This is a genomic window from Pseudomonas sp. CC120222-01a (assembly GCF_003097235.1).
In the GTDB taxonomy this organism is placed as follows: Bacteria; Pseudomonadota; Gammaproteobacteria; order Pseudomonadales; family Pseudomonadaceae; genus Aquipseudomonas.
In genome coordinates this window covers 1-14565 of record NZ_QEQQ01000025.1, presented here as the reverse complement: position 1 = coordinate 14565, position 14565 = coordinate 1, and the positions used below count along the sequence as shown (strand labels likewise).

The 14565-nt window shown below is 63.0% G+C and carries 16 protein-coding genes; 7 read left to right on the top strand and 9 right to left on the bottom strand.

Annotation, left to right across the window (positions count from 1 at the left end; all coding sequences use genetic code 11):
- The first annotated feature begins 101 nt into the window (after positions 1-101).
- From N430_RS24315 to N430_RS29345, 3 genes are all read left to right on the top strand, one after another.
- On the top strand, positions 102-383 hold the full coding sequence (locus tag N430_RS24315) for a hypothetical protein (protein ID WP_110639404.1): 282 nt from the start codon (positions 102-104) through the stop codon (positions 381-383).
- Between the two features lie 81 nt (positions 384-464).
- The gene (locus N430_RS24310; RefSeq protein WP_110639405.1) at positions 465-728 is read left to right on the top strand and encodes a DUF3077 domain-containing protein; all 264 of its coding nucleotides are present in this window, start codon (positions 465-467) and stop codon (positions 726-728) included.
- A gap of 324 nt (positions 729-1052) precedes the next feature.
- The gene (locus N430_RS29345) at positions 1053-1613 is read left to right on the top strand and encodes a hypothetical protein (RefSeq protein ID WP_133248873.1); all 561 of its coding nucleotides are present in this window, start codon (positions 1053-1055) and stop codon (positions 1611-1613) included.
- A gap of 73 nt (positions 1614-1686) precedes the next feature.
- Here N430_RS29345 and recJ read toward each other — a convergent pair whose 3' ends face one another.
- Both recJ and N430_RS24300 read right to left on the bottom strand, forming a co-directional pair.
- Positions 1687-3396 (bottom strand): single-stranded-DNA-specific exonuclease RecJ, encoded by a 1710-nt coding sequence (gene recJ, locus N430_RS24305; protein ID WP_110639406.1) that lies wholly within the window; start codon positions 3394-3396, stop codon positions 1687-1689.
- Positions 3397-3404: 8 nt separating this feature from the next.
- Positions 3405-3947: a YaeQ family protein gene (locus tag N430_RS24300; protein ID WP_103445451.1), complete on the bottom strand. Its 543-nt coding sequence runs from the start codon at positions 3945-3947 to the stop codon at positions 3405-3407.
- Positions 3948-4080: 133 nt separating this feature from the next.
- Between N430_RS24300 and N430_RS24295 the strand changes: the two genes are divergently transcribed.
- Both N430_RS24295 and N430_RS24290 read left to right on the top strand, forming a co-directional pair.
- A complete protein-coding gene (locus N430_RS24295) occupies positions 4081-5280 on the top strand; it encodes a CaiB/BaiF CoA-transferase family protein (RefSeq protein ID WP_110639407.1) in 1200 nt (399 codons plus the stop codon).
- 11 nt (positions 5281-5291) lie between these two features.
- Positions 5292-6149 (top strand): TIGR02285 family protein, encoded by an 858-nt coding sequence (locus tag N430_RS24290; protein ID WP_110639408.1) that lies wholly within the window; start codon positions 5292-5294, stop codon positions 6147-6149.
- A 137-nt stretch (positions 6150-6286) separates the two neighbouring features.
- On the opposite strand, the gene N430_RS24285 is transcribed toward N430_RS24290, so the two are convergent.
- The 6 genes from N430_RS24285 to xerD form a co-directional block, all read right to left on the bottom strand.
- Positions 6287-6568: a DUF3509 domain-containing protein gene (locus N430_RS24285; RefSeq protein WP_110639409.1), complete on the bottom strand. Its 282-nt coding sequence runs from the start codon at positions 6566-6568 to the stop codon at positions 6287-6289.
- Between the two features lie 78 nt (positions 6569-6646).
- Positions 6647-7036, bottom strand: a complete 390-nt coding sequence (locus N430_RS24280) for a histidine kinase (protein WP_110639410.1) — start codon at positions 7034-7036, stop codon at positions 6647-6649.
- A 171-nt stretch (positions 7037-7207) separates the two neighbouring features.
- Entirely contained in the window at positions 7208-8617 is a 1410-nt protein-coding gene (gene thrC / locus N430_RS24275) for a threonine synthase (RefSeq protein ID WP_027920098.1), read from the bottom strand.
- A 49-nt stretch (positions 8618-8666) separates the two neighbouring features.
- Positions 8667-9971, bottom strand: coding sequence for a homoserine dehydrogenase (locus tag N430_RS24270; protein WP_099815331.1), 1305 nt, complete (start codon positions 9969-9971; stop codon positions 8667-8669).
- A gap of 82 nt (positions 9972-10053) precedes the next feature.
- Positions 10054-10812, bottom strand: a complete 759-nt coding sequence (locus N430_RS24265; protein WP_110639411.1) for a thioredoxin fold domain-containing protein — start codon at positions 10810-10812, stop codon at positions 10054-10056.
- A gap of 154 nt (positions 10813-10966) precedes the next feature.
- A complete protein-coding gene (xerD, locus tag N430_RS24260; RefSeq protein ID WP_110639412.1) occupies positions 10967-11863 on the bottom strand; it encodes a site-specific tyrosine recombinase XerD in 897 nt (298 codons plus the stop codon).
- A gap of 68 nt (positions 11864-11931) precedes the next feature.
- On the opposite strand from xerD, the gene N430_RS24255 reads away from it, so the two are divergent.
- On the top strand, positions 11932-13767 hold the full coding sequence (locus N430_RS24255; RefSeq protein WP_110639413.1) for a sodium:proton antiporter: 1836 nt from the start codon (positions 11932-11934) through the stop codon (positions 13765-13767).
- Positions 13768-13770: 3 nt separating this feature from the next.
- Here N430_RS24255 and N430_RS24250 read toward each other — a convergent pair whose 3' ends face one another.
- Positions 13771-14178, bottom strand: a complete 408-nt coding sequence (locus N430_RS24250) for an acyl-CoA thioesterase (protein WP_110639414.1) — start codon at positions 14176-14178, stop codon at positions 13771-13773.
- 135 nt (positions 14179-14313) lie between these two features.
- Here N430_RS24250 and N430_RS24245 point away from each other — a divergent pair.
- A partial coding sequence (locus N430_RS24245) for a transposase domain-containing protein (protein ID WP_178083406.1) occupies positions 14314-14565 on the top strand: 252 nt, incomplete at its 3' end.

Here is a 14565-nt window from a genome sequence, read left to right as displayed (position 1 = left end):
CGGGTTTACTCGTAGCCTGGATTCCACACCGCGTACAACTGCCACCCATCCGTGTGGAATCGGACAGGTCGGTCAATCAGTAACCCTACGAGTCGTTCCATATGAAGAAAATAGTCCCTGACCCACCCCATCATTTCGACCTTCCCTCCGACAAGACCCTCACCAACGCCGTCAGCGAGGGCATCGTGCCCATCGATCACGTGGTGATGAACGTCACCCATTACCTGATGCTTGCCTACAACCATTGCCACCGAACCCTCGATGCCATCGAAGATGACCACACCCGGGAATCGCTGGTGAACGGGCTGCGTGCCATGCAGATTGCCTGGGGCCAGGCGGATGCACTGTCGCTGGCTCTGGAGCGGAGTAGCAGCCTGCATTGAGGTTGGATTTGCGGGCCTCTTCGCGGGCTCGCCCGCGAAGAGGCCAGAACAGGCAATCAAGATGTTTCAGGAGGGCATTCGATGACCACAGACGACACTCAATTCACCGTCGGCAAAACCACCTTCTTCCAAGGCGAACACCAGACCCATCCCCTGTTCCGTATCGAACCAGGCATTCCCTGCCGCGATGCCCGCGAGCAGGCCTCGGAATTGATGGGCTATGTAAGAGAGCTGACCATCATCGGCCTGATGGATGAGAAACCAATGATGATCTGGGCATCCCATTACCTGAGTGCCATGGCCAAGGCTCTCTTGGATGATGCCGAGTTAGGCACGACGCATTAACCGCAGATCGAATAAAGCTGACGTTTTCCACACACCAAGGGTTGTAGCACCCTCTACAACCCTTTTGACCCGATCTGCCGGGCTATCTAGAAATTTCCTACAGCTCGTTACACATAGCACTACGTTTACTTGGGAAATCCTTCTCAAGAGGCATCTCCCTCCTCCTATCGCTCCCCTGACTTCAAAACACTATCTTCAATCACGTCACGGTGAGCATCAAAGCTCATACGCGCCGCGCTAAACACCCTAATTTCACGCTCACGATTAGAAATTAACAGGACCAATATTTCTAGCTAACCCGCAAACACTAAATGCCGAGCCAACATGAATATCTGGCAATACTCGCTAAAACTCATGTGTGAGCTTCCCCCTCACAAACAAGCTAAAGCCCTATTAATAAGCGGGATTTTAAATCTCATCTTAAGTGCTAGCTTTACATTTATGTGGCGCGAGCACAAAAACACCAGCGAAGAGTCATGGTCGCGAGCCCCGGCTTCTCTCACCTCTGTGCCTGAAACTTGGGATAGTGACAAATCCCTTTACACCTTCTCCATAAAGTTTAAATCCCCCAATGGAAAACACTACAGCGCCCAACTTTATGCGAATAAGATTTACTATGATGCAGCAGATCTGAACCCCAGCACCCCACTCTTTGTCGACGTAGTAGTCCTTGAAAACGCGGCAACAGTCCAGCGACTAATTGCCCCTAACGGTATGTTCCTATACGACTCTTCACTGGCAGCACATGTAACAAATGTAAACAACAAGGAGACCACACTGGCCGTTATTGTTTTTTCAGTTGTCGGCATTAGCACCTTGATTGCGGCAGCGGCGATCTACTTCCGTCCAGATAGGAATACAACTGAACCTGAGCAGCGCCTGTGAGATCGAGCGCCGGCCGGCCGGGGCTCGATTTCGACACAACAGAAAAAACCGAGGTGTGCAGCTGGCGGTAAACTCAGCGCGGCTCCATATGCGCAATCATCAACTGCACACTCTCATTCCCGCGAAACTCGTTCACATCCAGCTTGTACGCCAGTTCGACCCAACGCACCGTCGGGTTCGGCCATACATCCCGGTCAATGCCAAAGGCAATACCATCCAGCCGCACCGACCCGCACTCACTCTTGAGCACCACCTTCAAGTGCCGCTCACCGACCACACGCTGCTCCACCAACTGGAACACCCCATGGAACAGCGGCTCGGGGAAGTGCTGCCCCCAAGGCCCGGCATTGCGCAGGGCCTTGGCCAGGTCGAGGTGGAATTCCTCCACGGCCAGGCTGCCGTCCGAGAGCAGACGACCGGTCAGGTCCTCTTCTCGAAGCTGGCGCCGGACTTCTTCATCGAAGGCTTCGGCAAAGGCCGGGAAGTTGCTTTCTGGCAGGGACAGCCCCGCCGCCATCGCATGCCCGCCGAACTTGCTGATCAGCTGTGGCTGGCGCGCTGCCACCGCATCCAGTGCGTCGCGAATATGGAAGCCCGGTACCGAACGCGCCGAGCCCTTGAGCATACCGTCGCCGGCATCGGCGAAGGCGATGGTCGGCCGGTGGTAACGCTCCTTCAGGCGCGAAGCAAGAATTCCGATCACACCCTGGTGCCAATCGGCATCGAACAGGCACAGGCCATAAGGCATGGACTCGACCGGCAGGTCCTTGAGCTGGGCCAAGGCTTCGCGCTGCATGCCCTGCTCGATCGACTTGCGGTCCTGGTTCAGGTCATCCAGTTGCTGGGCCATGTCCTGGGCCAGGGCTTCGTCTTCGCACAGCAGGCATTCGATGCCCAGGCTCATGTCGTCCAGGCGCCCGGCGGCATTGAGCCGTGGGCCGAGGATGAAGCCGAGGTCGGTGGAGGTGATGCGCCGATGATCGCGCCGCGCCACTTCCAGGATGGCCTTCAGGCCAGGCCGCGCGCGGCCGGCGCGGATACGCTCCAGGCCCTGGTGCACGAGGATGCGGTTGTTGGCATCCAGCGGCACCACGTCGGCGACGCTGCCCAGGGCGACCAGGTCGAGCAGCTCGCCGATATTCGGCTGCGGCTGCGTTTCGTAGCGCCCCAGGCTGCGCAAGCGTGCACGCAGGGCCATGAGCACGTAGAAGATCACCCCGACGCCGGCCAGCGACTTGCTCGGGAAATCGCAGCCAGGCTGGTTCGGATTGACGATGGCGTCAGCATCCGGCAACTGCTGGCCCGGCAGGTGGTGGTCGGTGACCAGCACCTTGAGCCCGGCCGCCTTGGCCGCTGCCACGCCTTCGACGCTGGAGATGCCGTTATCGACGGTCACCAGCAGGTCTGGCTGGCGCTCGAGCGCCACCTGGACGATCTCCGGGGTCAGGCCGTAGCCGTATTCGAAGCGGTTGGGCACCAGGTAATCGACATGGGCCGCACCCAGCAGGCGCAGGCCGAGCATGCCGACGGTGCTGGCGGTGGCGCCGTCGGCATCGAAATCGCCGACGATAAGGATGCGCTGGCGCTGGTCGAGGGCTTCGACCAGCAGGTCCACTGCCGCCTCGATGCCCTTGAGCTGCTGGTACGGCAGCAGGCGCGCCAGGCTCTTGTCCAGCTCGGCCTCGGATTGCACGCCGCGGGCGGCATACAGACGGGTCAGCAAGGGTGGAAGGTTACCCAGAAATGGCAGGGTCGGCGGCAGCGGGCGAGGTTCGATACGCATGGGGGGCTTCAGCCGCGCTCACCGAGCAGCCACTGCAGCTGCACTTCGTGCTGGCCACGGTCATCGGTGACGAACACAGTGCCTTCGCTGATCATCACATCCCACTTGATGGTGCGCGGCATGTCGGTGGCCAGCACCTCCAGCACTTCCTGTGGCACGGCAGCAATGCTCAGGTTCTTCAGGCCTTTGACCGCGCTCACGACCTTGCCTTCCCACACGCGCAGGCTGCCGTAGGCGAGCAGGCTGGTGCGCTCGGTGCGGCGCGAGCACCAGGTCAGGCGGTCGGCGTCCGGCTGGCCGACTTCGATCCAGTGCAGGATGCGGTCGTCCAGGCTCTTTTCCCACAGCGCCGCTTCGTCGACATCGGACAGGCCACGGCCGAACGACAGGTTCTCGTTGTACCACAGGGCATAGGCCAGCAGGCGCACGGCCATGCGCTCTTCGGTTTCCGAAGGGTGACGGGCGATGGTCTGGCGGACGTTTTCGTACACGCCACGATCAAGATCGGTCAGGTTCAGTTCGAATTTGTAGGTGGTGGACGGCTGGGCCATGGTCGAGTGGGCTTCGTGCGTAGAGAAAAGTCACCTAGTTTAACCGATCCCGCCTTTGCTTGCGCCGGAGCAGTATCGGCCGCCCCGCACCTATGCTAAAACCACGGCTCTGACCAGTTGCCACGGATGCCTCATGTCTACGCCCAGCAAACCCCTCGCCGGCCTGAAAGTCATCGAGCTCGGCACCCTGATCGCCGGGCCGTTCGCCTCGCGGATCTGCGCCGAATTCGGCGCCGAAGTGATCAAGGTCGAGTCGCCGGACGGCGGTGACCCGCTGCGCAAATGGCGCAAGCTGTACGAGGGCACGTCACTGTGGTGGTTCGTGCAGGCGCGCAACAAGCAGTCGCTGACGCTCAACCTCAAGCACCCCGAAGGCCGTGAAGTGCTCAAGCGCCTGCTGGGCGAGGCCGACATCCTGATCGAAAACTTCCGCCCCGGCGTGCTGGAGAAACTCGGCCTGGGCTGGGACGTGCTGCACGCCCTCAACCCGCGCCTGGTGATGGTGCGCCTGTCCGGCTTTGGCCAGACCGGGCCGATGAAGGACCAGCCGGGCTTCGGTGCAGTCGGTGAATCGATGGGCGGGCTGCGCTACATCACCGGGTTCGACGACCGCCCGCCGGTACGCACCGGGATTTCCATCGGTGATTCGATCGCTGCGCTATGGGGGGTGATTGGCGCGCTGATGGCACTGCGTCATCGCGAAGTCAACGGCGGCCAGGGCCAGGTGGTGGACGTGGCGCTGTACGAGGCGATCTTCGCCATGATGGAAAGCATGGTCCCGGAGTTCGACGTGTTCGGTTTCATCCGCGAGCGTACCGGCAACATCATGCCGGGCATCACCCCCTCCTCCATCCACGCCAGCGCCGACGGCAAGCATGTGCAGATCGGCGCCAACGGTGACGCCATCTTCAAGCGTTTCATGAAGGCCATCGGCCGCACCGACCTGGCCGACGACCCGAGCCTGGCCAGCAACGATGGCCGCGATGCCCGCCGCGACGAGCTGTACGGGGTGATCGATCGCTGGGCCAACAGCCTGCCGCTGGACCAGCTGATGCAGGTGCTCACCGACGCCGAAGTACCGGCCAGCCGGATCTACTCGGCCGAAGACATGTTCAGCGACCCGCAGTACCTGGCCCGTGAGATGTTCCTGCAGGCGCGCCTGCCGGACGGCAAGCCGTTCAAGATGCCGGGCATCGTCCCCAAGCTCTCGGAAACCCCAGGCTCTGCCGAATGGGTTGGGCCGACGCTGGGTGAACACACCGAGAGCGTGCTCACGGCCCTGGGCTACGACCAGGCGGCAATTGCCAGCCTGCGCCAGGCAGGCACGGTCTGAGGCTGCTGCCGATGCGTTGGCTGGCCCTGTGCTGCGCGCTGCTGCCTGGCCTGCTGGTAGCACCGGCGCAGGCCAAGGAACGCCTGCTGTGGCTGGTGCGCGACCTGCCGCCGTTCACCGTGTACGAAGGCACGGACAAAGGCCAGGGGGTGATCGACCAGATGCTGCCGCTGCTGATCGAGCAAATGCCCGAGTACGAGCACAGCATTGTCCGGGTCAACCGTGCGCGCGGCCTGCAGATGCTTCAGGACCCTTCCACCTTTACCTGCGACCCGACCCTGCTGTGGACTGCGGAGCGGGCGAAATTCGTGCACTTCTCGCAACCGACGCTCGGTGTGCTCAGCAGCGGTGTGGTGGTGCGCAAGACCGGGCAGGCGCTGCTGGCCCCCTACCTCGACGGCCAGCAACTCGACCTCAAGGGCCTGCTCGGCAATACCCGGCTGAAGCTGGGCATCGTCGCCGAACGAAGCTACAGCAGCCAGGTCGACGAGATCCTGCGCCAGCTGCCCGACTCGGCGTTCAGCCGCCATTACGGCAACGATGCCACCGCCAACCTGCTGCAGATGCAACAGCTCGGGCGCCTGCAACTGGTACTGGGCTACTGGCCGGAGGTGCGCTACCTGATTCAGCAGCATGGCGGCTCGCCGGCGGACTATCAGTTCCATCCGATCCAGGGCGTGAACCGCTACCAGTTCCTGCACGTAGGCTGCTCGGACACGCCACTGGGGCGCGCAGCCATCAGCCACATCGACCAGTTGCTACCGGCCCTGCGCCTGAATACCCTGCCCGCCCTCTACGCACACTGGCTTGACCCCGAGCTGCGCGCCACTTACCTGGAAGAGAGCAAGCACTTCTTCGAAGAGCGCTGAAACGCGGGCAAAAGAAACCCCGGACGCTGGGGAGGACGCCCGGGGCCAATCGAAAGTCCTCATGGACTTCCCGTGACAACCTGCCAGTACCGGAGCTGTGCACTGGCCGGCTGCCCTTGATGTTTATGATAGGCCGTTCAGGCAAAGGTTCCCTGTGGCTGCTGGCGCTGTTGCAATGCCGCGATCACACAGGGCTGCAAGCGCCCCTCGACTATCTGCAGGTCACGGTGCAAGCCGTCTACCAGGTCGATCAGCAGGCTTTGTTCCTGCAACTGGCGCTGGCTGACCGTACGTCGCAACGCGGTGCCGCCGAGGCTGTCGTAGACGGTCAATTGGCGGTTGCCGCTGGTATCCGTGGCGCCCAAGCTGGCCTGGTAAGGGGTAAGGGCGTCGTTGAGCAGTCTGCAGATTCTTTCCATCCGGATCACTCGCTTGTAATGGGACATGAAGGAACTGACCAGCAAGCGTGGCGGAAAGTTCGTTGCGCCACGGCTGTGCTAGTGAGCATGCGTGGGCGACGTGACAGTTTGAATACGTTGCAGGGCCTGTTGCCAGCGCCCGACCGGCAGGGGCCAAGGGAGGTCGGCAAGGACCCACAGGCCTTGGCGCCGGGCTTCCTGGGCGAGGTTCGGGCTGCCTGTGCTGGCATGGCCGACGAACAGCACGGCACGGGTGCAAGAGGCCCGTTCGAGCAGGGCCAGGCCATCGCTCACGGCGTGGTCGAGGATCAGCAGGTCCGCGCGCGGTTGACGGGCCAGGCAGGTGTCGAGGTCGGCCAGGTCATGGGTGATGCGCACGTTGAACAGACCTTGGGCATTGCAGGCCTGGTGCAGGACGATCTGGTGGGATGGGCGTGCCGGGTAAATCAGCACGTAGGGCTGTCGCATGTGCCGCTCCTTGGGGGAAGGACCGGTCACTCTAGGCAAGGCTTTCACAGCCTTACATAGGGCAATGCCGCAAAAAGTATAGGAAGTTTCTGAAATCCGGGGCTGCGCGATCCTTGTGGGAGCCGCGCTTGCCGGCGATGGGCCGCAAAGCGGCCCCCGATGTCAATGCGATTACAAAGGCTTGCCGCGATTACCATGCTGGCTGACAAAGGCTTGAACAGCCTTCAGGTCATTGGCCAGCACCGTGCAACGCTCTTCACGGCTGAACAGGTCGCTCAGGTGCGCTGGCAGCTCCAGCGCCTTGCCGACACCGGCCTTCTCCACCGCTTCCGGGAACTTGACCGGGTGCGCAGTACCCAGCACCACCATCGGCGTGTCCAGGCTGCGGCGGCACTCGCGGGCGGCCTTGACGCCGATCGCGGTGTGCGGGTCGAGCACTTCACCGGTGGCGGCAAACACTTCGGCGATGGTCTCGCAGGTCTGCTCGTCGCTGACCGCCAGCGAATCGAACAACTTGCGCGCTTCGGTCCAGCGGTCCTGCTCGACGCTGAAGCCGCCACCCTGCTTGAAGGTCGCCATCAGCTCGGCCAGCGCGGCGCCATTGCGACCGTGCAGGTCGAACAGCAGGCGCTCGAAGTTGGACGACACCATGATGTCCATGGACGGCGACAGGGTCGCGTGCAGGGTTTCCTTGACGTACTGGTTGCCGCTCATGAAGCGGTGCAGGATGTCGTTGCGGTTGGTGGCGACGATCAGCTGGCTGACCGGCAGGCCCATGTTGCGCGCCAGGTAACCGGCGAAGATGTCGCCGAAGTTGCCGGTCGGTACCGAGAACGCCACCGAACGGGCCGGGCCGCCCAGCTGCAAGGCCGCGTGGAAGTAGTAGACGATCTGGGCCATGATCCGCGCCCAGTTGATCGAGTTGACCGCGACCAGGCGGGTGCCCTTGAGGAACGACTGGTCGGCGAAGCTGGCCTTGACCATTTCCTGGCAGTCGTCGAAGTTGCCTTCGATGGCGATGTTGTGGACGTTGTCGCCAAACAGGGTGGTCATCTGGCGGCGCTGCACTTCCGACACACGCTGGTGCGGGTGCAGGATGAAGATGTCGACGTTCTCGCAGCTGCGGCAGCCTTCGATGGCCGCCGAGCCGGTGTCACCGCTGGTGGCGCCGATGATCACCACGCGCTCATTGCGCTTGGCCAGCACGTGGTCGAGCAGGCGGCCGAGCAGTTGCAGGGCGAAGTCCTTGAACGCCAGGGTCGGGCCGTGGAACAGCTCCAGCACCCACTCGTTGCTGTTCAGCTGACGCAGCGGGGCGACCGCGGCGTGGGCGAACTCGCCGTAGGTTTCTTCGAGGATCTTCTTGAAGTCGGCGTCGGCGATACTGCCTTCGACGAACGGGCGCATCACCCGGAAGGCCAGCTCGTGGTACGGCAGGCCGGCCCAGGAGGCGATTTCTTCCTGGGTGAAGCGAGGCAGGTTCTCAGGGACGTACAGGCCGCCGTCGCTGGCCAGGCCAGCCAGCAGCACGTCTTCGAAATTCAGGGCCGGAGCCTGGCCGCGGGTACTGATATAGCGCATGGGTGCAAACCTTCAATGCTAGGGCCGCGCGAGCGGCCCGATTGGCAAATTAATTCAGCTGTTCGACGCGGATGCGCACGACCTTGCCGACCACGTCCTGCAGGGCTTCCAGGGCGACGATGGCATCGTTGATGCGCTGCTCGACCACACCGTGGGTCAGCAGGATCATCGGCACCAGGCCGTCCTGCTCCTCGGCTTCCTTCTGCATGATCGACTCGATGTTGATGCCGCGCTCCGAGAGGATGCTCGCCACCTGGGCCAGCACGCCCGGGTGGTCCTTGGCCTGGATGCGCAGGTAGTAGGCGCTTTCGCAGGCTTCGATCGGCAGGATCGGGTGAGCCGACAGCGAGTCCGGCTGGAAGGCCAGGTGCGGTACACGGTTTTCCGGGTCGGAGGTCATGGCACGGACCACGTCGACCAGGTCACCCACCACCGACGACGCAGTTGGCTCCATGCCGGCGCCAGCACCGTAGTACAGGGTGGAACCGGCGGCGTCGCCGTTGACCATGACCGCGTTCATCACGCCATTGACGTTGGCGATCAGGCGGTCGGCCGGGATCAGCGTCGGGTGCACGCGCAGCTCGATGCCTTCGGCGGTGCGGCGGGCCACGCCCAGGTGTTTGATACGGTAGCCCAGTGCTTCGGCATAGTTCACGTCAGCAGTGGTCAGCTGGGTGATGCCTTCGGTGTAGGCCTTGTCGAACTGCAGCGGAATACCAAAGGCGATGGACGCCAGGATGGTCAGCTTGTGCGCGGCATCGATGCCTTCGACGTCGAAGGTCGGGTCGGCTTCGGCATAGCCCAGCGCCTGGGCTTCGGCCAGCACGTCGGGGAAGGCGCGGCCTTTCTCACGCATTTCGGTGAGGATGAAGTTGCCGGTGCCGTTGATGATGCCGGCCAGCCAGTTGATGCGGTTGGCCGACAGGCCTTCGCGGATCGCCTTGATCACCGGGATGCCGCCGGCCACGGCGGCTTCGAAGGCAACGATGACGCCCTTCTCGCGCGCCTTGGCGAAGATCTCGTTACCGTGCACGGCGATCAGCGCCTTGTTGGCGGTGACCACGTGCTTGCCGTTCTCGATGGCCTTGAGCACCAGGTCACGGGCCACGGTGTAGCCACCGATCAGCTCGATGACAATGTCGATTTCCGGGTTGCTCGCAACGTCGAACACATCAGCGGTAATGGGGGTACCGGTAATCTGGCAGTTCGGGTTCTGCGAGCGCATGGCAATCTGTGCCACTTCAATACCGCGCCCGGCACGGCGGGCAATCTCCTCGGCGTTGCGCTGAAGTACATTGAAGGTTCCGCCACCGACGGTCCCCAACCCACAGATGCCTACTTTGACCGGTTTCACTGTGAACTCCCCATTGAACGGCCGGCGCCTTCACCGACCGTGAAACATGCCGTCACCCCATGACGACGGCGTATTGAATTAATTACTTGGCGGCCTGCTGTTGGCCGTCCAGAGCCAGTTTGGCCACTTGCGGTGCCGGCTGGTAGCCCGGGATCACGTGGCCGTTCTCGAGCACGATGGCCGGCGTGCCGTTGACGCCGATCTGCTGGCCCAGCTGGAACTGCTTGCTGACCGGGTTGGCGCACTTGGCAGCCTTGATTTCCTTGCCTTCGACCATCTTGTCCATCGCCGCGCGGCGGTCGCTGGAGCACCACACGGCCTGCAGCTGCTCATCACCTGGCGAACCGAGGCCCTGGCGCGGGAAGGCGACATAGCGCACTTCGATACCGCGGCGGTTGAGCTCAGGCACTTCGGCGTGCAGCTTGTGGCAGTACGGGCAGGTGGTGTCGGTGAAGACGGTGATGTGCGACTTGGTCTCGCCCTTGGCAGGGTAAACCACGGTCTCGGCGGCCGGAATGCCGTTGATGAGCTTCGCGACGCCCTGACGCTCAGTCTTCTCGGTCAGGTTGACCGGCTTGCCGTCCTGCAGCTGGTACAGGTAGCCCTGCATGACGTATTGGCCATCGGCGCTGGCATACAGCACGCGGCCGCCCTGCAGCTTGACTTCATAGAGGCCATTGAGCGGGCTGCTGCCAACGCTTTCTACCGGTACTTCGAGTTCGAGGTTCTGCAACGACTTGCGGATGGCCTGCTCGGCACTGGCATTGCTGTCGGCCGCGGCAACGGCAAAGGTACTGGCCAGCGCCAACACGGCGGCGGCGAAAATCTGGGTCACGCGCATGGGGAACTCCTGGAGGCGGACAGGGGCCGGAGGGCGTCACCTGCAAAAAAATCGCGGCGACCGTGCGGCCCTTGATGCAAACCGCCCAAGCCTACCACATCACGCTGCAGATGAAGGGGCCTGCAAGGACCAGTCGGCGGAACATGAAAAACATTCATCCACGCGGATGGTGCTGGGCGTGCAATTGCTGCAGGCGCGCCTTGGCCACGTGGGTGTATATCTGCGTGGTGGACAGGTCGCTGTGGCCCAACAGCATCTGCACCACACGCAGGTCGGCGCCGTGGTTGAGCAGGTGCGTGGCGAAGGCGTGGCGCAGGGTATGCGGCGACAGCGGCTTGTCGATGCAGGCCACCCGCGCCTGGTGCTTGATGCGGTGCCAGAAGGTCTGGCGGGTCATCTGCTCGCCGCGCTGGCTGGGGAACAACACATCGCTGGGGCGGCCGTTGAGCAGTTCGGCGCGGCCGTCACGCAGGTAGCGTTCCAGCCACACCACCGCCTCCTCGCCCATCGGCACCAGACGCTCCTTGCTGCCCTTGCCCATCACCCGCAGCACGCCTTGGCGCAGGTTGACCTGGTCGAGGGTCAGGCTGACCAGTTCGGTGACGCGCAGGCCGCAGGCGTAAAGGACTTCAAGCATGGCGCGGTCGCGCTGGCCGATGGCTTCGCCCAGGTCCGGGGCCTGCAGCAGGGCTTCAACGTCGGCTTCCGACAGGGATTTGGGCAATGGCCGACCCAGTTGCGGCATATCGACCTGCAGGGTCGGGTCGACGGCAACCAGTTTTTCCCGCAGCAGGTAGCGGAAGAAGCCGCGCAGGCCGGAAAGAAAGCGCGCAGTGGAGCGTGGCTTGTAGCCTTGGTCGAGACGCCAGGCCAGGTGATCCAGGATCAGTTCGCGACCGGCGTCCGGCAAACTCACCGAATGTTCCTGCAACCAGCCATTGAACAGCGCGAGGTCACTGCGATAGGAGACACGGGTATTGTCGGACAGGCCTTTTTCAAGCCACAGGGCATCGAGGAACTGGTCGATCAGGGGGTGGTCGAGGGCAGGCATGAAAACTCGGTGGCAAACGACGAAATGGCGCTTAGTCTTTCATAACAGCGCTGGCATAGGGAGCCCACATGAACGAACAGCAGATCCTTCTGAGCGTGGGCGGCATCGGCGCGGCTGCGCTGGCCTGCCAGTGGCTGGCGTGGCGCCTGAAACTGCCCGCCATCCTGTTCCTGCTGCTGTGCGGGATCGTCGCTGGCCCCGTGCTGGGCTGGCTGTCGCCTGAAGCGCTGTTCGGCCCGCTGCTGATGCCCCTGGTATCGCTGGCCGTGGCACTGATCCTGTTCGAGGGCAGCCTGACACTGCATATCTCGCAGTGGCGGGAGATCGGCAGCGTGGTGCATCGCCTGGTCACGCTTGGGGCGTTGACCACCTGGCTGGTGATCGCCTTGGCCACCCACTGGCTGCTGGCGTTCGAATGGCCCCTGGCGATCCTGTTCGGTGCCCTGACCCTGGTGACCGGGCCCACGGTGATCGTGCCCATGCTGCGCGTGGTACGGCCGAACGCGACGATCGCCAACATCCTGCGCTGGGAAGGCATCGTCATCGACCCGATCGGCGCACTGCTGGCCGTGGTGGTCTACAGCTTCATCATCGCCAGCGGCGACGGCCTGAGCCAGAGCCTGATCACCTTCGCCGCGGTGATCCTCTGCGGCAGCGCCCTGGGTGCAGCCGGTGGCTGGCTGTTGGGGCAGGTGATGCGCGAGCAGTGGCTCCCGGAATACCTGCACAACCTGGCGTCCCTGGCTGCGGTGCTGGGCATCTTCATAGCTGCCAACCTGATCGTCCACGAGTCCGGCCTGCTGGCGGTGACGGTGATGGGCATGTGGCTGGCCAACATGCGCGGGGTCGATGTACGGCAGATCCTGCACTTCAAGGAAAACCTCAGCGTCCTGCTGATTTCCGGGCTGTTCATCCTGCTCGCCGCCCGCCTCGACCTGCATGCCCTGTTGTCCCTGGGCCCGGCGGTGCTCGCCTTGCTGTTGGTGATCCAGTTGCTGGCCAGACCGCTGAATGTGCTGGTGTCCACTGCCGGGTCGGCGCTGAACTGGCGCGAGCGCGCCCTGCTGGCCTGGATAGCACCTCGCGGCATCGTCGCCGCTGCGGTTTCGGCCGTGTTTGCCATCCGCCTGGACCAGGCAGGTCACTCTTCGGCCTTGTTGCTGGTGCCGCTGACCTTCGCCGTGATCATCGGTACGGTCGTACTGCAGAGCGCTACTGCCCGCCCACTGGCGCGGCTGCTCAAGGTTGCAGAGCCCGCGCCCAGCGGCTTTCTGCTGGTGGGCGCCAACCCGCCAGCGCGCACGCTGGCCAAAGCCTTGCAACAGCTCGGCTGCCGCGTCCTGCTGACCGATTCAAGCTGGGAAAACATACGGGCGGCGCGCATGGATGGCCTGCCAACCTACTTTGGCAACCCGGCCTCGCAGCACGCCGACGCGCATCTGGACCTGGTGGGCCTCGGCCACCTTCTGGGGCTGTCGCCGGCTGGCGAACTCAACGCACTGGCGTGTGCACGGTTCCGCCATGACTTCGGCCACAAGCAGCTGTTCGTGCTGGCCAGCGGGCTGGAGAACCGGCGCAGTGACAAGCATCGGGCCAGCGAAGAACACCGGGGGCAGTTGCTCGGTTCAAGCCCCATGACCTACCTGCAACTGGCCAACCGCCTGCTCGCGGGGGGCGAACTGTTCAGCACCACGCTCACCGAAGCCTTCGGCTGGCAGCAGTATCTGGCGCTGCATGGCGACCGTGCGACCTTGCTGTTCGCCCGCGATCCCCACGGCTGGGTGCATGTTGCCTGCCCGGACGCCGCGCTCACGCCACAGGCAGGCTGGACGCTGGTGTCGCTGATCGACCCGGAGCCGCAAACGCCGCAGGCAGCAACCGACAAGGCGCTGGCTGACCCGTGAGGCTCAGTTGCCGGGCAGTACCGGCACCGGGCGCTTGTCCTCGTCGATGGCGACAAAGCTGAATATCCCGTGGATCGCCCGCTCGCGGCCATCCAGGTACATGTTCTCGACGAACACATCCACCTGCACCTGCAGGCTGGTGTTGCCGACCTTGACCACCGTACCCACCAGTTCGACGATCGAGCCCGCCGGGATCGGGTGCTTGAAGTCGATGCGGTCGGTGGACACGGTCACCAAGGGCAGCCGGCAGAAACGCGTGGCGGCAATGAACGACACTTCGTCCATCCAGGCCAGCGCGGTGCCGCCGAACAGGGTGTTGTGATGGTTGGTGGTGTTGGGGAACACCGCTTTGGTCACGCGAGTCACCGACAGCTCGGTGCGGCGCTGGATTTCCTGGTCTCGGCTGGTCATATCCGTCACTTTTCACAGGTTTCAGAAAGCAAAAAAGCAGCCCGAAGGCTAATGCCAGTCAGTTAAGACTGACACTTTAAGCTTTAGCCCGTAGGCCGCAAAATCCGATGCTTGGAAACGAGCATCGGATTTTTTATGCGCCTAGCAAAAGCACTGTCCCTCACTCACGAAATGGCCTCAAGGCCAAATGCCCTTGAAGGACTAGGTGCTTTGCTTGATCCGGACATTGTGAAGCAGGCTTTTGAAGCCGCAGGTGTCTCGACCATCCGCAAGCGCCGCCTCCCGCTTGAAAGCCTGGTGTGGTGCATCATCGGCATGGCGCTGTTCCGCCGAATGTCGGCGTGGGACGTCGTTAACCACATGGACATCATGCTGCCCGGCAAACGG

What these genes read in the sequence shown, in the direction of transcription:
- N430_RS24315 (WP_110639404.1), top strand. Translation starts at nt 102, where the DNA reads ATGAAGAAAATAGTCCCTGACCCACCCCATCATTTCGACCTTCCCTCC.
- N430_RS24310 (WP_110639405.1), top strand. Translation starts at nt 465, where the DNA reads ATGACCACAGACGACACTCAATTCACCGTCGGCAAAACCACCTTCTTC.
- N430_RS29345 (WP_133248873.1), top strand. Translation starts at nt 1,053, where the DNA reads ATGAATATCTGGCAATACTCGCTAAAACTCATGTGTGAGCTTCCCCCT.
- recJ (WP_110639406.1), bottom strand. Translation starts at nt 3,396, where the DNA reads ATGCGTATCGAACCTCGCCCGCTGCCGCCGACCCTGCCATTTCTGGGT.
- N430_RS24300 (WP_103445451.1), bottom strand. Translation starts at nt 3,947, where the DNA reads ATGGCCCAGCCGTCCACCACCTACAAATTCGAACTGAACCTGACCGAT.
- N430_RS24295 (WP_110639407.1), top strand. Translation starts at nt 4,081, where the DNA reads ATGTCTACGCCCAGCAAACCCCTCGCCGGCCTGAAAGTCATCGAGCTC.
- N430_RS24290 (WP_110639408.1), top strand. Translation starts at nt 5,292, where the DNA reads ATGCGTTGGCTGGCCCTGTGCTGCGCGCTGCTGCCTGGCCTGCTGGTA.
- N430_RS24285 (WP_110639409.1), bottom strand. Translation starts at nt 6,568, where the DNA reads ATGGAAAGAATCTGCAGACTGCTCAACGACGCCCTTACCCCTTACCAG.
- N430_RS24280 (WP_110639410.1), bottom strand. Translation starts at nt 7,036, where the DNA reads ATGCGACAGCCCTACGTGCTGATTTACCCGGCACGCCCATCCCACCAG.
- thrC (WP_027920098.1), bottom strand. Translation starts at nt 8,617, where the DNA reads ATGCGCTATATCAGTACCCGCGGCCAGGCTCCGGCCCTGAATTTCGAA.
- N430_RS24265 (WP_110639411.1), bottom strand. Translation starts at nt 10,812, where the DNA reads ATGCGCGTGACCCAGATTTTCGCCGCCGCCGTGTTGGCGCTGGCCAGT.
- xerD (WP_110639412.1), bottom strand. Translation starts at nt 11,863, where the DNA reads ATGCCTGCCCTCGACCACCCCCTGATCGACCAGTTCCTCGATGCCCTG.
- N430_RS24255 (WP_110639413.1), top strand. Translation starts at nt 11,932, where the DNA reads ATGAACGAACAGCAGATCCTTCTGAGCGTGGGCGGCATCGGCGCGGCT.
- N430_RS24250 (WP_110639414.1), bottom strand. Translation starts at nt 14,178, where the DNA reads ATGACCAGCCGAGACCAGGAAATCCAGCGCCGCACCGAGCTGTCGGTG.